11 protein-coding genes and 1 riboswitch are annotated in these 21,669 nt (G+C 43.9%); of the genes, 6 read left to right on the top strand and 5 right to left on the bottom strand.

Annotation, left to right across the window (positions count from 1 at the left end; translation table 11 throughout):
- The first annotated feature begins 121 nt into the window (after positions 1-121).
- Positions 122-622 carry a GNAT family N-acetyltransferase gene (locus HWV58_RS05150; protein ID WP_175633053.1) on the top strand — a complete coding sequence of 167 codons (501 nt, stop codon included), beginning with the start codon at positions 122-124 and terminating at the stop codon, positions 620-622.
- A 22-nt stretch (positions 623-644) separates the two neighbouring features.
- Here HWV58_RS05150 and HWV58_RS05145 read toward each other — a convergent pair whose 3' ends face one another.
- On the bottom strand, positions 645-1,643 hold the full coding sequence (locus HWV58_RS05145) for a helix-turn-helix transcriptional regulator (protein WP_175633052.1): 999 nt from the start codon (positions 1,641-1,643) through the stop codon (positions 645-647).
- Positions 1,644-1,723: 80 nt separating this feature from the next.
- Between HWV58_RS05145 and HWV58_RS05140 the strand changes: the two genes are divergently transcribed.
- Complete coding sequence (locus tag HWV58_RS05140) at positions 1,724-4,123, top strand: TonB-dependent receptor (protein WP_175633051.1); 2,400 nt, start codon at positions 1,724-1,726, stop codon at positions 4,121-4,123.
- A 17-nt stretch (positions 4,124-4,140) separates the two neighbouring features.
- A complete protein-coding gene (locus HWV58_RS05135) occupies positions 4,141-5,487 on the top strand; it encodes a hypothetical protein (RefSeq protein ID WP_175633050.1) in 1,347 nt (448 codons plus the stop codon).
- Between the two features lie 85 nt (positions 5,488-5,572).
- Here HWV58_RS05135 and HWV58_RS05130 read toward each other — a convergent pair whose 3' ends face one another.
- Positions 5,573-6,931 carry an alkaline phosphatase family protein gene (locus HWV58_RS05130; protein ID WP_175633049.1) on the bottom strand — a complete coding sequence of 453 codons (1,359 nt, stop codon included), beginning with the start codon at positions 6,929-6,931 and terminating at the stop codon, positions 5,573-5,575.
- Between the two features lie 233 nt (positions 6,932-7,164).
- Between HWV58_RS05130 and HWV58_RS05125 the strand changes: the two genes are divergently transcribed.
- Positions 7,165-7,986, top strand: a complete 822-nt coding sequence (locus tag HWV58_RS05125; RefSeq protein ID WP_175633048.1) for a glycoside hydrolase family 16 protein — start codon at positions 7,165-7,167, stop codon at positions 7,984-7,986.
- A gap of 346 nt (positions 7,987-8,332) precedes the next feature.
- On the opposite strand, the gene HWV58_RS05120 is transcribed toward HWV58_RS05125, so the two are convergent.
- Entirely contained in the window at positions 8,333-8,794 is a 462-nt protein-coding gene (locus HWV58_RS05120; protein WP_175633047.1) for an Lrp/AsnC family transcriptional regulator, read from the bottom strand.
- Between the two features lie 156 nt (positions 8,795-8,950).
- A riboswitch (cobalamin riboswitch) is annotated at positions 8,951-9,117 on the top strand.
- 181 nt (positions 9,118-9,298) lie between these two features.
- On the opposite strand from HWV58_RS05120, the gene metE reads away from it, so the two are divergent.
- Together metE and HWV58_RS05110 are read left to right on the top strand one after the other, a co-directional pair.
- Complete coding sequence (gene metE / locus HWV58_RS05115) at positions 9,299-11,611, top strand: 5-methyltetrahydropteroyltriglutamate--homocysteine S-methyltransferase (RefSeq protein WP_175633046.1); 2,313 nt, start codon at positions 9,299-9,301, stop codon at positions 11,609-11,611.
- Positions 11,612-12,205: 594 nt separating this feature from the next.
- Positions 12,206-12,619 (top strand): VOC family protein, encoded by a 414-nt coding sequence (locus HWV58_RS05110; protein ID WP_175633045.1) that lies wholly within the window; start codon positions 12,206-12,208, stop codon positions 12,617-12,619.
- Positions 12,620-13,480: 861 nt separating this feature from the next.
- On the opposite strand, the gene HWV58_RS05105 is transcribed toward HWV58_RS05110, so the two are convergent.
- Both HWV58_RS05105 and HWV58_RS05100 read right to left on the bottom strand, forming a co-directional pair.
- Positions 13,481-14,347 carry a PorP/SprF family type IX secretion system membrane protein gene (locus tag HWV58_RS05105; RefSeq protein WP_175633044.1) on the bottom strand — a complete coding sequence of 289 codons (867 nt, stop codon included), beginning with the start codon at positions 14,345-14,347 and terminating at the stop codon, positions 13,481-13,483.
- A 33-nt stretch (positions 14,348-14,380) separates the two neighbouring features.
- Positions 14,381-21,619, bottom strand: coding sequence for an MBG domain-containing protein (locus HWV58_RS05100; protein ID WP_175633043.1), 7,239 nt, complete (start codon positions 21,617-21,619; stop codon positions 14,381-14,383).
- Positions 21,620-21,669 lie beyond the last annotated feature (50 nt).

The raw sequence follows: 21,669 nt of genomic DNA, 5'->3' as shown, positions 1-21,669 counted from the left end.
ATTTTTTGCCACGGATGCAAAGACCTGCCCTGCTGTTCAGACGTGGAATTTAATGCCCTATCTGTGTGCATCCTTTCCATCTGTGGTTTATTTATTTTGAGCATTCCCTTATCTTTGCGCCATGACAATCAGATTGGCCGAAACGGCAGACATAGCAGGTATAATGCAATTGGTACGCAAAGTAGTTCCGCTAATGCAGGCTGCAGGAAATTTCCAGTGGGGAAACGACTATCCAAACCCTGAGGTATTTGCAAAGGATATTGCTTTATCACAATTATGGGTAGCTGAAATAGACGGCCAAATTGGAGGGGTTACTGCCATCACAACCGATCAGGACCCTGAGTATACCGATGCCGGCTGGGACATTACCGAAGAAGCAATTGTAACCCATCGCCTGGCCGTAGACCCCGATTTACAGGGTAAAGGCATTGCCCGGGCTTTAATGCAACAGGCAGAAACCGTAGCACAATCGCGTAATATTACCATTTTAAGGGTAGATACCAATAGCGAGAATAAAGCGACACAGGCTTTATTCCCCAAATTAGGTTATGCATTTAGCGGCGAAATTAGCCTGGCCAAACGTCCGGGATTACGCTTTTTCTGCTATCAGAAATTATTGTAGAAATCAGTTATTAAATTTTTTGCTACACTATGGAGCAAAAGAAATTATCAAAAAGAACAATAATATCTTCCACGAAGATCAATAACGATAATTTGCCTGCTTTAATTTTATTGGGTAAGTACCCAAAGTATTTCTTAAATGCACTGGTAAAGTGTGTAGCATGCTTGTACCCCACTTTTTTAGCAATTTCGGCAACGGTAATGTCTTTCGCAAGCAGTATTGACCTGGCTTTTTCCATTTTAAACTGATTGAGGTAACCATATACAGTATTGCCAAAAACAGTTTTAAAATCGCGTTTAAGATTAAACTCATTGGTGCCCACAAGGTGGGCCAGATCACGTAACGACAATTTTCCGCCAACATGGTGTATTAAAATTTCCCGTGCCTCCTGCATCCTTTCCAATTCTTCAGTTTTAAGCTTTGGCATACTTATACTGTCTTGAAGCTGCTCAAACTGCCCGAGTTGCAGCGCCAGTAGTTCAATTACTTTAGATTCGAGCAGCAGCTGATCGCAGAAATTACTTTGAGCTGCATCGCTCAGCCGTTGTAAAATTGCACCAATTTCGGGCGTAACAGACAAGTTTACCGGTGAAAGCATAACCGGGGCCTCCTTGCCTGTGCGTACAGCCATGAGCCTGCGATGTGCCGGATGGTTAACTGGTACGTACCTATTTAAAAATGCAGCACTCAGGTTAATGCAAACCACTTCGTCTCTACTATCGCTCATCACCATGCGTCCTGATTGAATGGCTACCCTGCAAAGGTTATGCTGATGTACGCTGATATTTACCTTATCCAATGCATCGGTAGTCTCGAGCGTAACATTGCCTTTCAGCACAAAAATCATCTGAAAAACTTCTAACGCCTTATCATCGGGGTGGCTCATCCTGATTTCGATCTTCTTCCGGTCTGCTGCATCCATATTATAGCTGAAAGCAATCGCCTTATTAAACGAAAACACGCTTTCTATATCGTGCTGATATTCTCCCTTAAGCGTTAGTTCTTCTCCCGATTGCGTCATATTCAGCTTTTATCTTTGCGGCAAGGTTATCCTTATTAAGACCTATTCTAAAGAACAAATATAGAAAATTACCCTGTTTAATGAAACACTGTTTACTACTCTTCATCATTTCCTGCATTACTTCTATCGCTTCTGCTCAAACCGGTACCCTGTTGGGCAAGATAACCAACGAGCAGGGAGAAGCGGTTAGCGGTGCTACCGTATTATTAAAGGAGCTCGACAGAAAAACCATGACAGATGCTGATGGCAACTATGAAATGACGGCAGTAAAATACGGCAGCTACACCCTGATTATCAGCTCGGTTGAAATACGCAGCAAAAACTTTGCAGTTAATGTAAACAAAGTCAAAACTGTACTAAACCCAAAGGTGGTAAGCATTTCCGATCGTGAGCTGGAGCAGGTAACCGTGCAGGGTAAAACAGAAAAAAGGAAGATCGAAACTTCGGGTTTTGCCGTGAATGTAATTGATACCAAAGCAGCATCATTACGGAATTTACAAACCAACGAACTCCTAAACAGAACTGTTGGGGTTAGGGTTCGCCAGAGCGGCGGTATCGGTTCTGAAGCAAATTACAACTTAAACGGAATGTCGGGCCGTGCCATCGGAATTTTTATTGATGGGATAGAAATCTCTACCTATGGTTCTTCTTTTAACCTCAACAATATTCCACCTTCGATGATTGAGCGGATAGAAGTGTATAAAGGCGTATTGCCCGCGCACCTTTCCGGCGATTACCTGGGTGGTGGTATTAACGTGATCTTAAAAAAAGGCGGCTTGCGCAACAACCTAAACGCTTCAGTTTCGTATGGTTCTTTTAATACCCAACAGGCTGATTTAAGCGGCATGTACCGCGATGCCAAATCTGGCTTTACGCTACGCGGCTCAGGTTTTTACAGCTACTCTGATAACGATTACGAAGTATGGGGCAAGTTTGTACGTAACGAACAGCCCAATGGCCAAATGATCGAAACCAGGGGAAAGCGGTTTAACGATGCCTATAAATCGTATGGTGGCCGTTTCGAACTGGGTTTTACCGACGTAAAATGGGCCGATAACCTGATGGTAAACTATAATGTATCGGATACTTATGATGAGGTACAGCATGGCCAGTACATGAGCAGGCCTTATATGGGCAGGTTTTCAAAATCGCAGGCACATGTAATCGGCCTCGATTATAAAAAGAACAACCTGTTTTTAAAAGGCTTAAACTTTAGCTTTAACGGTGTTTACAGCGACAGGCACCAATACATTCAGGATACCGTAAGTTACCGTTATAACTGGGACGGGCAGAAAGTAATCGGCATAAAAGGTGAGCCTTTGCGTACACTGGGTGGCGCACAACAGGCTGCCCCAACCATGAACAACATCAGCAGGCAGATTGCCACTTTACGCGCCAGTTTAAGTTACAATATTGCCGAAAACCACAAAGTAGTTTTTAACCATATGTTTTATGTGGTAGACCGACAGGATATGGATGAACTGAGAACCATATTGGAGCGAAATTATCTGTCGACCAGCGACCTGACTAAAAATGTTTCGGCTTTATCATACGAAATGGAAGCATTTGAAGGTCGTTTAAGAACCAGTTTATTTGGTAAATACTATCAGCAAAAAATAGACCGGACAGATCCTGTACAGCAAAATGTAAACGGGCAGCCTACCCGAGTAGAAAGGATAACCAGCGACGACCGAAATACCACGGGTTATGGATTTGCTGCTTCATATTCCCTTAAACCTAACTTCGTTGTAATTGCCTCGGCCGAGAAAGCAGTAAGAATGCCCGGCGAATCGGAGATATTCGGTAACCAGGCCGACAATTTAATTGCCAATCCATCAATCCGCCCGGAGATCAGCAATAATTTTAACCTGGGCTTCCGTGCTGGTGCCTTTCACTTCAACCAACATCGCATTTCAATTTCAGGAGGTGGTTTTTTACGTAACACCAAAGATAAAATCGTGCTTTTATCAAGCGACCGGAACGTTACCAATATGGAAACCTCTAACAACGTAAACCTATCAGGCGTACGATCGATCGGATTCGAAGCCGAAGTAAACTACATCTACCGCAAACTGAATGTGGTATTGAATCTCTCGAAATTCAATGCATTGCTTCAGGATGGGGCTTCGCTCTTTAACGGCAATCAGATTCCAAACGAACCTTTCTTTACCGCAAACGGCAATGTACAATACCGCATAAATAATCTGTTGCAGAAAAAATCGGCTTTGAACCTGTATTACAATTTTGGCTATGTACACCCCTTCGAAACCATCTGGCAGCTTAAACGCGACGAATTTAACATTACCCCCACCCAGTTTATACAGGATTTAGGCACCAGCTACCGTTTCCCAAACCAAAGGATGGTGATCAGTTTCGATGCCAAAAATATATTTAACAAAGAGGCTTACGATAATTTTGCTGCCCAAAAACCTGGGAGAGCATTCTATTTAAAGTTTAACTATACCATTAACAATTTTTAATCTAATTAATCATTAATATGAAAAAGCAATTTTTAAAGCTCCTGATGCTTGGAGCTGTAGCGATGGCAACCACGATTTCAGGTTGTTCGAAAAACGAGGAAACACCAGCGCCAGAAGAGAACCTGGGCAACTCCAGCCGCTGGATTACCCTTTCGGGTGCCTTGATGGGTACTACACCGGGCGATGGTAATGGCGGAACAATGGTGTATTCGGTAAGTGTAAACGATGCCAAAGACCCCAACAAATCTATTGATGTTTATACCAATGGCTTTCCGGTAAGGTCGCAGCGTACAGCCCGTTTACAGTCATCACTTGATGGAAGTACACTCTTTAACATTGCTTACACCGGACCAAACGGAGGAGAGTTTTCTAAGTATAAAGTAAACGGTGGTAGCAGCTACGCTGAATTAAGCGATAAGGTAAATATTTCCAGCTATGCTACTACTTCACCACGATGGGTAAAACTATTCGACAACGATAAAACCGGCGTTGCAGTAAACGTTTCGGGTGTAAAAATTACTACCGAAGCCGATGGAATAACCTATAAATATGCAAGGGCAAAATCAACAGTATTGTCGTTAAACTTGCAGGCTGCAGGCATTAACACTTACGAGCAGTATGAAATTCCACTGTTAGCAACCGAAGAGGCGCAAGGTTTTTACATTGGGCGTTTAGACGGCCCGGTATTAAACAAAGCGGGTAATAAGTTAATTATTGGTGTTTCTAAAAGCAAGTACAATACCGCAACAGGCCTTGCTGATAATTCGGGTACTGTTAAAATCCCTGCAAAATCGTTACTGGTTGATTATCCATCGCTAAAGAACCCAACTTTAATCAGTTCTACCGTGAGCACAGGTAACACCAATGGCTATCGCAATTTCAATTCTTACCTTGCAGAAGATGGTTACATTTATCAGGCTACACAAGAGGCAGGATCCCATATCTTGCGCATTAGTCCAAATAACGAATACGACAACGCCTATAAATTTAGCTTAGACGCAGCTTTAGGTGTTAAAGGAGCCTACATCGAAAGCTGGACATACGCCGGAAATGGAATTGCCTTTATCATGTACACGCATGATGGAGCAGCTGCTTCTGCTTTTAATCCAGATGAACAACAAAGCTTTATTGCAAGGGTAGATCTAAATGCCAAAACTGCTAAACAGATCACCTTACCTTACGAACCTGATCTTTACTTTTTTCAATATCAGGGTTGGGTAGTAAATGGCGATGAAGTTTTTGTAGCTGTAACACCAGTTGGTAAAGATGGCAACATTTACATCATTAACAGCAGAACAGGTAACGTAAGCAAAGGTGCTAAACTGATTAACAAAACAGGAAACCACTACATTGGTGTATTTTAAACCTGTTAAAAAAACAGCGTAAACGGCAAGGGCTTCGGAAATATATTTTCGAAGCCCTTGCCGTTTTCTAATTATTACCTGCCCGTTATTTCTTTACTGGAGTCAGTATGCCCGGATATAAAACACCGTCTGTTTTCAGGTTCAGGTTAAGTAATTTTGCAATTAAAGGTGCAATATCTTCCTGACCAATTAAAGGCAGCACAGCACCTGCTTTAATTCCCTTACCGAAAGTAACGAAACCGGTTTGTATCTCTTTAAAATCTGTTGGCAGGTAACCATGTGTACCACCGTTGGCCGGAGCAAGCATATCGCCTGTGGCCGAAGCGCCAAAACTGAAACCCTGATTTGCAGCCAATGCTAAAACAGCGGTTGGATCGCCTTGTGCTTTAGCAATCCCTTCTTTATCCAATACGTGGAAGGTTCTTTGGATGCCCTCAGGTAGCTGACTTAATGCCTTCTTTACCTGCTCTACGCTCTTTTTATCGTTTGGATCTTTAAGGTGTAAAAAGGCAGATCCGCCGCTTTGCTGAAAGTAAGCTTTCCAGCCTTCCTTATTGGCATCATCGTACAGACCAAGCTTGCTTAATACTACATTCGGTTTAAACTGCGTGTGGATATCAACAAAACCGTGGTCGCCTGTAATAATAAATGTAGTGTTTTTGCTCATACCCGATGCTTCTACGGCATCCATAATGGTTTTGATGGCTACATCAGCACCAACAATTGCCGATCTTACTTTATCACCATCGCGGCCTTGTTCGTGTTCAAAATGATCTAAAAGTGCAATGTGCAAAGCCAGGAAAGATGGTTTATATCTTCTTAAAATATAGGCAGCCATGCGCGATTTATTCTGGTCGCTGGTATAAAAATCAACCGACGCACCATATTCTGTATTAAATTTACCAACCGCAAAATCCTGCACTTCCTGAAAAAGTTCTTTAGGGTTCGACTCTAAAGACATGGCTTTAATCTCGTCCTTTTTTTCTCCCTTACCCTGTGGAAGAATTACATACTCAGGCAGGTTATAGGTAATTGGTGCACCAACGGTAACCGGCCAGCTTACACCTGCAGTGCTTAAGCCCGCATCCTTAGCTGCTGTCCAGATGGTAGGCACTTTAATATCTTTATAGTACCAGAACCACTTGCCCGATATACCCAGTGGCTCTACGGGCGTGTTGTAATAAATACCATGTTTGGCCGGCAATACCCCACTTACAATGGTAGTGTGAGAAGGATAGGTAACCGTTGGAAAACTGCCCCTTACACCCTCTGCGTATGCGCCGTTTTTCATGGCCTGACGTACATTAACCATGCCCCATTGCGGGTCTAAATAAAATTCGGGGCGTAAACCATCTATACTGATCAATACCACATGATTCTCCTGAGCGGCTACATATCCAGCCGAAAGCCACAATAAGGCCATTAGGGCAACTATTCGTTTCATAAAACTTTTTCCGGCAAAGGTATTTGGACAGTGTACCCTTTAAGTTTTGTGAACATTAAGAAAATGTTAAGATTACAGGCAATAAGCGGCTTCCTAGCCACAGGCAGTTACAATCGCTGGAATAAGCCTTCCATAATATCTTTGCATTTTTCGCCCCATTTATTAAGGATTTTGACCCCTGCTTATCCTGGAAAAGATACAACTTTATCCTGTAACCAAATTTAAGATATACTATGAAAAACTCAGTTTCAATTTTAGTCGCTATTCTGTTTTTATCCTGCGCCAAGAAAAATGATGTTCCCGAAGTACCAGCGCTTCCGCAAAAAACAGATCCATTTCTCCAAAAACCTTTAAAACCAGCCGACTTTATTAGCCAGATGACACCTGTTTTTATTGATGATTTTAACGGAACAGCAATCGATGCAACGAAATGGGCTTACCGGGCTGATGGAACCGTAAGGGGATATGCTACTGTTTCGGGCAATAAAACCATTTCTCTTGATGGCAAAGGAAATCTGGTTATACAAACGATTAAAGATACTGATGGAAAATATTATGTTGGGCAACTGTGTACCGATGGTAAATTTGCCCAGAAGTATGGTTATTTTGAATGCAGGGCGAAAATGCAAAAATCGCTGGGTACACACTCCTCTTTTTGGCTACAAACAAATACAATGGGTTCACAGCCAGATAATGCCCTCGCAGTAGGTGCAGAAGTCGATATTTTTGAATACCTGAAGCCGAATCCAAACGCCACTTATCATACAGTACATTGGGGAGGCTACGGTGCAACCCATAAAAGCGAAAGTAAAATTGTACCAAGCGAAACCATTAACGACAATAACTTTCACACTTTTGGTTTACTTTGGAACAATGTAGAATACGTCTTCTTTATCGATGGAACCGAAGTATTCCGCACCAGTAAAGGTCTGTCGGGTATTTCAGAATACATGATCTTAAGTACCGAATTAACGGGTTTTGGTGGCGACTATACCAAGGGTGTATATCCAGACGAGGTTGTATTTGATTATGTTAAAACCTACCAGTTTAAATAGGCATTTCAACAGGCAACCATCGACGTTATTTAATAATCATCAATTAATCAGCGGCATAATTATGCATTGCGCCCAGCAAGGCCATAGTACAGTATCTCCGTTCTACTCAAATCCGACCTAACGAATTTTTCGGCCTCCACCGTCCCAGCCATCCTACTGGCTTCAAAAGAAAAATTTTCAGCCGGTGGTTTTTGTTTTTTCATATGCCTCTAAGTTTTTAATTGTATTCAAGCTAGCTACGCTGGTCTTTTTGGCAGCAAAAAGAAAGAGCCCTTCGGCGGCGGCGAGCCGAGGCAAGGATAAGCAATGGGGCAAACGCATAGACAAAAAAAGATGCCACAGCCCCTTAAAAACTAATGTTATGGGAATTTTTAATCTCGGCCATTACGAAAGTACTGTGCGTACTGCCAATACTTTCTACTGAGCCGAGCTTATTAAAAACAAAATCCTGGTAATGTTTCATATCCCTGGCATACACTTTCAATATAAAATCATAATCGCCCGAAACATTATAACATTCGGTCACCTCATCTATTTTTAAAATATCGGCAACAAAGTGGTGCCCTATTTTCCTATCGTGCTGTTTCAGTTTAATGTTGCAAAAAACAATAAAACCCTGGTTAAATTTCTCTGCATCCAGTATGGCGATATATTTTTTAATATAGCCATTGTTTTCTAACCTTTTTACGCGCTCAAAAACTGGCGATGGCGATAAGTTTACCTGCGCTGCCAGCTCTTTTGTGGTGTAACTGGAGTTATGCCCTAAAATTTTCAACAGCAATAAGTCGGTTTCGTCAAGCTCGTTCATAGAATATTTTTCTTTTACGGAACCAAATCTAATCACTAAAAAGAAAAATACACTAAAAAATAAAGACAAAACAGGTATTTCATCTTATTATTTCACAATCAATAGTTTTAACACCTGCTTAACTACCTTTGAAAAGAATTAAAAACTGATTGTAAGCAAAAAAGTTCTTGTATATATTTCAACAACCGGAAGTGAAAAGGGAATCGTGTGCAAATCACGAACTGTCGCGCAACTGTAAGTAACAGTTAAGATTTTATCAAAAAACATCAATAGGTGATAAAACGGTTATAAGTCAGGATACCTTGCTCTCCCGGATTGACAATGCTTTCGCGATTGAAGCCCGATGTCAGACAAATGCTGTTACACTGGTACAAAACCATTATGGAATTGTTGTGCCCGCTTGTTTCGTGGTATTTGCGCTCCTTCATCCTTCCTTCACTATTGCATTATGAAATTAACCAGGGCTTTTTACAATGATTATTAACCATTTAAAAAGTTGAAACAATGCAAACCCACAACCTAGGCTACCCGCGTATCGGGAGCAACAGAGAACTGAAAAAGGCCAGCGAACAATATTGGGCCGGAAAAATTACCCTGGCCGAGCTGCTGAGCAAAGGCCGCAACATTGCCGATCAGAACTGGAAACTACAACAAGATGCCGGTATCGACCTGATCCCTTCAAACGATTTTTCTTATTACGACCAGATCCTGGATATGTCGTTAACCGTAGGAGCCATTCCGAAACGTTACAACCAGGTGGTATTACAGAAAACCAATAACGAACTCGATTTGTATTTTGCCATGGCCCGGGGCTACCAGAAAGATGGTTTAGACATTACGGCTATGGAAATGACCAAATGGTTCGACACCAATTACCACTATATTGTGCCTGAGTTTTATAAAAACCAGGAGTTTAGTCTCTTCTCGGGTAAAATTGTAAACGAATTTGTAAGGGCAAAACAGCTGGGCATTAACAGTAAACCCGTAATTATTGGTCCTGTTTCTTATTTGTTGCTGGGCAAGGAAAAAGAAGCCGGTTTCGATAAAATCGACCTGATTAAAAAACTATTACCGGTTTACCTGCAGATTTTAACAGAACTGAAAGATCAGGGAGCGGAGTGGATCCAGTTTGACGAACCTTTTTTAGCTTTAGATATTAACGAAAAAGCCCGCGCTGCCTACAATTATGTTTATGCCGAAATCAGGAAACAATTTCCGCAGCTAAAAGTATTGGTAGCCACTTACTTTGAAGGCTTAAAAGATAACCTTACACTGGCTACCAGCTTACCGGTACAGGCTTTGCACATCGATCTGGTACGTTGCCCCAAGCAGCTGGATGAAGTATTAAATGCCATTCCGGCTACGTTAACCCTATCATTGGGTGTGGTTGATGGCCGAAACGTCTGGAAAAACGATTTTGAGCAATCTTTAGCCATCATCAAAAAGGCAATGGCCCAACTGGGCAGCGAGCGCGTGCTGATTGCACCCTCGTGCTCATTATTGCATTCGCCTTGCGATCTGAACCTCGAAACCAACGAGAAAACCCTTACGCCTGAAATTAAGCAATGGCTGGCCTTTGCCAAACAGAAAATTGATGAGGTAGTTACGCTGAAAGCATTGACTGAAGAAACGCCTACGCAGGAGGCATTAGCGAAACTCACGGAGAACAAAAATGCCATTGAAAGCCGCAGAACCTCTGCATTGATCCATAACACAGCAGTGAAGCAAAGGGTTAGTGCAATAACCGATAAGGATGCACAACGTGAAAATGCCTTTTCGAGCAGGAAAAAGACACAACAGGATATTTTAAAACTGCCGCTTTTCCCTACTACAACTATCGGCTCTTTCCCGCAAACAACCGAAGTTAGAAACTGGAGGGCGCAATTTAAAAAGGGAGAAATTACACCTGCCGAATACGATGCATTATTAAAAAAGGAAACCGAAGAAGCCATTCGCTGGCAGGAAGAAATTGGCATTGATGTATTGGTACATGGCGAGTTCGAGCGTAACGACATGGTGGAGTATTTTGGCGAACAGCTTAACGGCTTTACCTTTACCAAAAACGGCTGGGTACAAAGCTACGGTAGCCGTTGCGTTAAACCTCCTATTATTTACGGCGATGTAAACCGCCCTAAAGCTATGACGGTTTACTGGACAGCCTTTGCACAATCGTTAACACCAACCCTGGTAAAAGGCATGTTAACTGGTCCAGTTACGATACTGCAGTGGTCTTTTGTGCGTAACGACCAGCCACGCTGGGTTACCTGTAACCAAATTGCACTGGCCATCCGCGATGAAGTGGTTGAACTTGAAGCAGCGGGAATCAAAGTTATTCAGATTGATGAGCCAGCCATACGCGAAGGCCTTCCGTTGCGCCAAACAGATTGGCAGGCTTACCTGAAATGGGCGGTTACGGCCTTTAAAATTTCGGCAAGCGGCGTAAAAGACGAAACGCAGATCCACACCCACATGTGCTACTCGGAGTTTAACGATATTATACAGCATATTGCCGATATGGATGCCGATGTAATTACCATTGAGTGTTCGCGTTCGCAAATGGAATTGCTTGATGCTTTTGCCGACTTTAAATATCCGAATGAAATTGGCCCTGGTGTTTACGATATTCACTCGCCAAGGGTACCTTCGAGGGCAGAAATGGTGCAGCTTTTAGAGAAAGCGAAAGCCGTGGTTCCGGCCGATCAGCTTTGGGTAAACCCTGATTGTGGATTAAAAACCCGCCACTGGGATGAAACCAAAAAAGCACTGATTGAAATGGTAGCAGCAGCCCAGGAAATGCGCGAAGAAGTACTGGCGTAATGGAATTTTGAATGGTTGAGTTTTGAATGATTGAATGGCCATAATGGCTGTTCTCTCGTTCAAAATCAGCATTGATCACCTATCGAAACGCCTCGTATGGTATTAAAGCAGATCCTTCGCCATTGACAACCCCCATAGAAGAACCGTCATCTCAACTGAAGCGCAGCGAAATGGAGAGATCTTTAAATAGATTTAGCTTCGCTGAGCACTGCGTGGTTCAGGTTGCACTTCAGTCGCAATGACGACTCCGAAGGGGAATGTCATTAATATTGATGATTACAACTCATATATTACCATCTAAAATAAAACCATATCAGACATATAAGTTTCATGTAGGTGCAATTCCCCTTGCATGAGCTTATATGTCTTAGGTGATGAAATAAAACTGGCAATCGTGCCATCTTTCTAAATGTCCTTAGATGGTGAAAAACATCTCACCTCACTACTGTAGAAAATCTACCATTAAGCTAAACCGGCAAACCTTGTTTTAATTAAAATCATTAGTCGCGTTTAACCCCTTAACTTGTCGTTTTTACACATTTACACCAAGCAAGCATAGCCGTACCTTTGGGTATACTCAAACTCAAAACAATTATGGCAACTCAAATTTTTGTAAACTTATCAGTCGAAAACCTCGACCGTTCTGTAGCATTCTTTACCAAACTTGGTTATACTTTTAATCCCCAATTTACCGACGAGAAGGCAACCTGTATGATCATTAGCGATACCATTTATGTGATGCTGCTTACCAAACCCTTTTTTCAGACTTTTACCCAGAAAGAAATTGTAGATGCCCACAAGGCAATAGAAACCTCCATCGCTTTATCGGCCGACAGCAAAGATGCAGTTAACGAAATGGTAGACAAAGCTGTGGCTGCCGGTGCTACCATACCAAATCCTGCTACCGACTATGGCTTTATGTACCAGCACAGTTTCGACGACCTGGACGGGCACCACTGGGAATATGTATGGATGGACCCTAACGGTACGCCCGAACACCAGGGATAATGCCTGATGGATAATTTATTGGTATAAAAATCAATTTAAGTAAAGTTTAATTGATTTTATTTGCTCTTTCTTGCCTCGGCTCACCGCCGCCGAAGGGCTCTTTCTTTTTGCTGCCAAAAAGACCAGCGTAGCTAGCTTGAATACAATTAAAAACTTAGAGGCATATGAAAAAACAAAAACCACCGGCTGAAAATTTTTCTTTCGAAGCCAGTGAAATGGCTGGGGCAGTGGAGCCCGAAAAATTTATTAGGCCGTATTTGAGTAGAACGGTGATACCGTGCTATGGCCCTGTTGGACGGAACGACATAAACGAATAAATCACAGATTAATAAATAATAATTAAATAACGTCAGTGGTACGCAATCCGCAGATTCATTAAGCTACAGATCTATCCTTTTTATCATGGCGTTGATTTAGAAACTGTTTAAATTTCTGCAAAAATATCAAATGGGCGGTGGAGACACCACCCATCTGCATTTCCTAGAAATGGGTGTCTCCACCCACATGGTAGACCGGTGAATTTTTTATTCATTTTTAAACAGCTGCTTAAAATTAGTGCAGCATAAAAAGGCTATTTTTTAGCTATTTCTTCGGAGTTCCTTCGGAACTTCTTTGGATAATCTTCGGAATTGCTTCGCAATGACCCGAAGCAGATCTGTTACAATTCCGTAATATCTTAAATGTACCAGGCTTGAAAATACAGTAAAATTACGAGCGGATTATACAGCAAAAAGCCCCCAGTTTTGAGGGCTTATGTGCTTCCGGGATGACAACTATATATTTAAAAAAAATGAATTAACGCCTTCGTATAAAAGCTTAACCCTTACCGGATTTAAAAAAATCGCTTCAGTGCCTGCAGACTTAAAGCCTAAGCCTTAAGTTAATTTCGAAATCGCCATTGGCATAATTGGCTAAAGCACTGGTTGGCAAGGTGTGCGAAAAACAGATCAGGTACTTTTTCTGATAATCGAGGGCTACTCCAAAACTCGTACTGCCTGTGCTGTGATAAATGCCGTTAAGCATAATTTGCTTTTTTACTAAACTCAGCTGGGCACCGGCATCCCAAATATTTGCTAAGCCTTTAATCCCCCTGTATGCCACTTTAGGTTCGAGCTCGGCATCGTTAACGGGGATTTTATAACTCACTGCCGAATAAAAGGTAGGCAGATCGGCCAGTCTGCCATTATCGTTCCAGAACAGGTTTCTTAAATTTGGTAAAGCGCCTTCAATACTGATCTTTCCGGTAGTTAAGGCCAATCCGAAATCACCGTCAAAATGTGTTTGACGCTGGTTGTATTGCCCCACCAGGTAATCATTTGGATTGCCACTAATTTCGTCGGTGGCCAAACGCTGGTTCATAATTCCGGCCGAAAGGCCAAAATGCAGGATCGAGCTTTCGTTTAAAGGCAAATGGTAGGCGTAACTAGCCAGTACCCGCACAAAATTTTGCAAACCCGCCTTATCGAGGGTTACATTTAGCCCCATACCTACCCTGTTGTAGCCATAATCGGCCGTGAGGTTCTGCGATACCGGAGCCCCGGGCATACCACTAAATTGCGAGCGGTGGCTCAGATTTAAGGCCAGGCCTTTTTCTATTCCGGCCATTGCCGCATTACCCAAATAGCGATTGGTATAGTATTGTGCCTGAAGCGGATTCAATTGTGCTTTTAAGCCAACCGAAAAACCAATCAGCATAGCGGTGAATAATATCGAACATTTTATTTTCATCGTGAAGCTATATTAACTGTGAACCGGAAATCCTTATTGCTGTAGAACCAGCGTAATAAAACCTTTTTTCTTAAGCTTATCTGTCCCAAAATCTATAATGTAATAATAAGTACCTTCGGTTAATACCTGCCCGTTAACGGTGCCATCCCAGGTGTTAGTGTATCCTTTTTTAGAAAACAGCACCCTTCCGGCACGATCGAAGATCTGCACGGTGTTGTTCGGATAGGCATCTATGTTTTCAACAACCCAAAGGTCATTCACCCCATCGCCATTCGGTGTGAGGATGTTATTGGCTTTTACGGCTTCAAAATCATCGCGGACTTCGATGGTAAGATTAGCCGAACGGGTACAGCCACTGGCATTGGTAACCGTTACGTTATAGGTAGTGGTTTGGCCCGGCCTGATGGTTAACATAGCACTGTTTTGGCCACCTGTAATCCCGTTTGCCATACTCCAACTGTAATTTCCGCCACCAGTTGCCAAAAGATTTAGCGTTTCTCCTTTACTTATGCTGAGTCCTTTATTGCTGGTAATACTAACAACGGGCAATGCATTAATGGTTAAATTACCCGTTGCATAACTGATGGTATAATTACTGCTAACTGCCCCTGCCGGATTAAGCAGGTAATTACCTGCAGCCGAACTGCTATTGGCCACCGTAGCTACTGTTGGTTTGGTGCTGAGGCTATTTTCGGTATCACCATTTTTAAAACCCGAATAAGCTACCCCAAAAACAGGCAGGTTATTCCCTTCGCACATGGCCACATGATTCGCGCTTACTAAAAGTGGGGCTTTGGTAATGCTTAAGTTTGCCGACAAGTAGCTGATGCTGTAGTTAGCACCTGCGTTAAGTGTACCCAATCCAATGGTGTAGGTACCTGCATTTTCGCCCACAGCGCGACTCAAAGCACCCGTAATGGCATCGCTACCAACCAGACCATTAGCTGCATAAGTTAATGTAGGATCAGCATCGCCGTAAACTTTACTTTTAGCCTGGGCGGTAATACTAAGTGTTTTGCTGCTAATATTGAAACTAGCCGGCACATAGCTGATGCTGTAATTGGCACTGGCGTTAAGCGTTCCTAATCCAATGACATAAGTACCTGCATTTTCGCCTACAGCACGACTTAAGGCACCTGTAATGGCATCGGTTCCTACCAAACCGGAAGCTGTATAGGTTAATGCCGGATCAGCATCGCCGTAAACCTTACTTTTAGCCTGAGCAGTAATGCTGAGCGTTTTACCACTAATATTGAAACTAGCCGGAACATAGCTGATGCTGTAATTGGCACCGGCGTTAAGCGTTCCTAATCCAATGGCATAAGTACCTGCATTTTCGCCCACCGCACGACTTAAAGCGCCTGTAATGGCATCGCTACCAACCAGACCAGTAGCCGCATAAGTTAATGCAGGATCAGCGTCGCCGTAAACTTTACTTTTAGGCCGAGCAGTAATGCTGAGCGTTTTACCACTGATATTGAAACTGGCAGGCACATAGCTGATGCTGTAATTGGCACCAGCGGAAAGTGTACCCTGACCAATGGCATAAGTACCTGCATTTTCGCCAACCGTACGACTTATAGCCCCTGTAATGGCATCGCTACCAACCAGACCAGTAGCCGTATAAGTTAATGCCGGATCAGCATCGCCGTAAACTTTACTTTTAGGCTGAGCGGTAATGCTAAGTGTTTTGCTGCTAATATTGAAACTGGCCGGCACATAGCTGATGCTGTAATTGGCACCGGCGGAAAGTGTACCCTGACCAATGGCATAAATACCTGCATTTTCGCCCACTGCGCGACTTAAAGCACCTGTAATGGCATCGCTACCAACCAGACCAGTAGCCGTATAAGTTAATGCCGGATCAGCGTCGCCGTAAACTTTACTTTTAGCCTGAGCCGTAATGGTTAAGCTTGCTTTGGTTATAGTTAGGCTTCCATCCTGATAAGTAATGGCATAGTTGCCGGAGGTATATCCAGTTGGGCTAATAAAATAGCTCCCTACCTCTTTAGCACCAATGGCCGTACCCATATAACTTAGGGCACCCTGCAAAGCCTGTTCGTTTTCGCCATTTACAAATCCGTTATAGCTTACTCCGTTACCTCCGGTGTAAGCCATCGCGTTATACGTTTTATTGAAATTATTAGCAGTAATGGTCAACGGTTTCTGTTGTACACTGATGGTAAAACTTACCGGCGTAGCGGCGGCATGGTTACCATCGCCGGGCTGACTGGCTGTAATGGTTGCAATTCCTGCTGCCAGAACTTGTACCTGCCCTGAAGCATTTACCTGCGCTACTGCCGGATTGCTGCTTGTGTAACTTACGGCCAAACCTGATGAAGCTACAGCAGCTGCATCGACAAGCGGATTGCCATAGGTTAGCAGCAAAGTAGCACCTGTTACCTGATTGTTAAAAGTAATTACATTGGCACCAGATGGCACAATACTGAGTGTGCCGTTCCGGTAATCGAAATCATAATTGGCCGAGGTTAATCCGCCGGGTATAATGGTGTAGTTTCCGGTATTAAGGGCACCCTGCGAGCTGCCATTGTAGCGGATGGTTCCGCTAAGTGCAGCTGCTGTTTCGCCATTTACAAAGCCGTTATAACTTACGCCATTACCTCCGGTATAAGCCACTCCATTATAGGTTTTACTAAAATCGTTTGCTGTAACCGTTAGTGTTTTTCTGGCTACCTGTACCTGAAAAGTCACCGGTGTAGCCGGCCCATAATTTGTATCGCCAGACTGGCTTACCGTAATAGTGGTTGTACCTGTACCCAACAGGCTTACCTGCCCCGAAGCATTTACTGTTGCTACCGATGAATTGCTGCTTTGGTAACTTGCCGGCAAACCAGAACTGGCATTGGCCGATGCATTGAGATCGGCATCGCCATAGGTTTTATTAACCAGGCTACCTGCTGTCTGACTGTTAAAGGTTAAAATATTTACGTTGTTGAGTGAAATAACCAGCTGACCATTCGTATAACTGATGGCATAATTGGCCGAGCTTAGTCCACCAGGCACAATGGTATAATTGCCCGTACTTATAGCGCCCTGCGATGTACCGCTGTAGCTAAGTGTTCCTGAAAGTACAGCCGGGTCTTCGCCAAGGGCAAAAGCACCATAACTTACCCCGTTACCACCACTATAGCCAAAGCCATCAAACACTTTACTGAAATTATTGGCAGTAATGGTTAATGGTTTTGGCGTTACTGAAGCGGTGGAGTTCGAGAGATCGCTAATATTGGCTACTTTATAATTTCCTGCCTGTAAACCGGTTAATAAAACATGGTTTATGGGCAAGGTAATTGTCTTTCCGGTTCCGGCATTCGGCGTATCGTACTGCGCTGCACTGGAGTTCAGGCTCAGCTGCACATCGTCGTTATTAATCACATCGCCACTGGCCAGGGTAAGATCGGTTGGAAGAACCGTTCCTGCAGTACCGGCATCGTACACCTTGCTAAGTATCGCAGTAGATTTAATACTTACTGTTACCGGTCGCTGACTGATTACCAGGCTGAATACCGCATCTGCAGCGGGACTAAAAGCACCATTACCGGGCTGACTGGCCGTAATGTTTACCGTACCGGCTTTTTTGATATTCAGTTTCCATTTATTCCCATCAGCAGCATCCTGAAAAGCTTCGGCTATGTTGTTATCTGCTGATGCATAGCTTACGCTTAATCCCGAACTAGCTGTTGCACCGGGTTCAAAAGCTGCATCGCCATAAGTTTTGGTGTGGTTAGCTGCCGTAATGGTTTGTGCCTGCACCAAGGCTTCGTAGGCACCCAGATCTATTTGAGTTCCAGTTAAGCGCGTATTACCCAACAGGTCTTTGTCGGTATTGATATTGCCGGTGTACAAGCTATTATCGCCTGCTCCAACGGCTAAACTGGTCGATTTTAAGGTGAGGTTGTCGTCGGATGTGCCCAATAAATTATCGGCACCATCAGCGTCGGTAAACAAGGGATCGATGTTGAGCAGGCTGGCCGAATTACCTTGTAAAATAACATTGGCTGAAACTGCTGTACTTTGTTTAAGCAGGGTATTTTTGAGATAAGCCTTAACTTCTCCTCCGGCACCAACAGCGTTTTCGCCATCGTTTACAATCGAGTTCACAAAGGCCAGCTGTTGCTGGAAGGTGGTGGTGGCACTGGTCCACTCTACAGTTGCGCTCCCCTGAGTTGCCGTATTTCCTGAGAAAGTACAGTTGATAAAGCTATTGGTGCGGGTGTTAAAAATATTACCTACAAATAAAGCACCTCCTTTGTTACCCGATTGATTGGCAGCAAATACCGTACTGATATAGGTATTACCCTGCGCGCTTTGATCATAAATAGCCCCACCGCTGTTTGCACTGGCATTTCCGGCAAAAAAGCACCGATCGGCCAATAAAATACCTCCTGCTTTTAGCAGGGCTCCCGCCAGGTCGGCTGATTTGTTTCCGATAAAGGAGCAATTGGTTAAGTTCATGTTTTGAGCGCCGTATAATGCCCCTCCCGATTGTTCGGCATAGTTTTGGGCAAAAACAAGCGCTTGCATTTGAGGTGCAGCAGCAGCACCGTTAATGGCCATAGCACCTCCCGTACTGGCCTTGTTGCCTACAAAACGAAGTTTGTTTACCGCCAAGGTTGGACTGTTAGATACGTACATGCCGCCTCCCCACGAGCTTACCAAAAATTGTTGTGCATTAATTTGCGGCAGGTTGCCGCCATTGGCATTACCTCCGCTGATGGTAAAGCCATCAAGCAAGGCAGTTCCGGCATCGCCTGCTGCCATCACCACCTGATAGGCATTTTCTGTATTTCCGGTTAAATTTAGTGTTGTGCCATAGCCGGAAAGAACATCGTCGCCATTGTAATCGCCACTCAATATGGTTTCATTGGCAGCGATGCTTAAATCGCGTTGCGGCAGCGCGTTTTCGCTACCGGCAAAGCCACCGTATACCTGCACATCTTTAACCAGTAAAAAGGTGTTGTTCCGTCCCGCCGGAATACCAAAAGCATTATCTGCCGGGTTATACATCGGCTTATACATACCTCCAGCTACCCAAATCTGTTTTACCTTGCCTGGTGTAGCAGCATTCAGGCTTTTGGCCCCCACTAATGCATCAGCCAGTTCTGAAATTGGGCTTGCCCAACTATCGCCATTGCCACTGCTTCCTTTTTTCACATACATGATACCATTCGCATCGGGTTTTAGCGCTTTTACGGTAATCTTAAAAGTTTGCGGTGTACCCGTACAGCTTACCGAACCGGGAACATAAGTTCGAAAGGCAAAATCAAAAGTTGGAAACGATTGATAGCCGCTATTGGCATATACCTGTCCGTCGGGGTATGGATTACTAATGTTGCCGGCAAAACAGTTGGCTGTGTTTGTGCCCGAAAGCACTAAATAATAGGTAGTACCCGGAGTAACTGCAACCGGCGACCAATAAACATCTGCCCACGAATTTGGAGAAGATGCTACGGTACCTGTGGCCAGCTGCACGCCCCCTGCGTTGGGCAGTTTATCCCACAGAGAAACAGTAACGGTTCCATTGCCTCCCAATGAATTTAGTAAAACACCCGCTCCTGCCATAGAATTGCCCCCTGCTTTGAAAGATTGTGCAATATTAACTTGCGAGATATTCGCTACGCAATTGCCTGTTACGGTTTGATTAATATCTAAAATGCCGCTGATTAATTTTGGTGTAACTGTAACAGTAGCAGTAAGCGGTGCATTGGTTGTATTCGTTGTAACAAAAGCAGGAATATTGCTGGTGCCATTTGACGTAAGGCCTATGGCAGGGGTATCATTGATCCAGTCGAACGTGAGATATCCGCCAGTTGTAGGACTGTTAAAGTTGATTGCTGTGGTATTGCTTCCACCAAATACGCTTTGATCGGCCGGTTGCACAACAGTTGCTGTAGGGCTGATGGTATAAGTAAAAGTTTTGGTATCCGGATTGGCACATGGCAGCTCATAAGTAATGATAATTTCGCCTAAGCCTGTTTGAAAACCCTGTGTATGTTCTACATCAGTGGCCAAAGGATCGGTATAACTACTGCCTCCGCCGCCACCACCATAAGCGGCACCACCGCCGCCATAATAACCGCCGCCACCACCACCGGAGGCTGTGCCCTGGCCACCGGCATTGCCACCCACGCCCAGCTGTCCTGCTGTTGCAGGTGTGGTACCTGCTGCTCCACCGCCCGATGGTGTTCCACCTTGCCCAACCGCTGTACCCGACTGGTTGCCACATTGATAACCCGTTTCACCAGTTAAACCTCCTCCCGCTCCTCCAGGCTCGGCATTGGTGCTACAATTGTTTCCACCACCGCCGCCACCACCAGCTACAATTATCCTGTTGGCTAATGCTGTTCCGCCTATCCTGATATCGGAAGCACCCCCACCGGCGGGTTGTGCTATCGATCCTGCTCCGGTACCACCACCATTGTAGCCAATACCGCCCACAAAAATATTAAGTGTTTGCCCCGGTGTAACCGGATATCCGGCTTTCACCCTACCTCCTTTCCCGCCTAAATCATCGGGCTTTGTAACCGGCTGGTTGTAAATCGCGCTTGCTCCCTGTGCACCCTTTACATCAACCGTAATGCTGGTTACACCTGGCGGCACTACAAATGTTTGCATGTTTCCGGTGTAACTGTAGGTTTGGCTCGTTTCGAGTTTTGGTGTAACGGTTATGGTTGCGGCAGCCGGACCTGTTCCGCTATTTACGGCATTAAACGATGGCAAGTTGCCTTTGCCACTTGCTGCCAAACCTATGGCCGGATTTGAATTCGTCCAACTATAAACCACATTGGAAATGCCACTGGTAAAATTAAACGGAGTTGTACTTGTTCCGTTACAGGCCTGCTGGTTTGCAGGTTGATTCATGGTTAACGGGCAACCATTTTGTACGGTCCATTGTAAAGTATCGTTCAATGAGTTTGTATCTCCAGCCCGCGCAACCCATACCTTTATAACGTAGATTCCGGGAGCAGACAGATTTGCTTTTGTATTGAAAGAAAAATTCCAGCTGGCACCAGCTGTTAAATTTGTACTTAGCAGTTGCGATACTGTTGCACCGCCGTTAATCGAATAATTAACGGTTATCGTATTTGAGGGCATAATTACACCCGAGTTATTGTTAATCAATACCGTTACCGTTTCGAAATTACTTAACGCCGACCCTGAATTTGGCGAGAAATGATTTTGCAACCAAACATCTTGAGCCATTAATGGATGAACAGCAATAAACAACAGAAAAAATAGTAGCGTTTTTTTCATATTTAGATTTTTAATATGCGGTAAGAAAAATATAGCCAAATCAGAATCAT

It is taken from the genome of Pedobacter ghigonis (genome assembly GCF_903166585.1).
In the GTDB taxonomy this organism is placed as follows: Bacteria; Bacteroidota; Bacteroidia; order Sphingobacteriales; family Sphingobacteriaceae; genus Pedobacter; species Pedobacter ghigonis.
The sequence above is the reverse complement of the archived record's forward strand: the minus strand, read 5'-3'. Positions and strand labels throughout refer to the sequence as shown.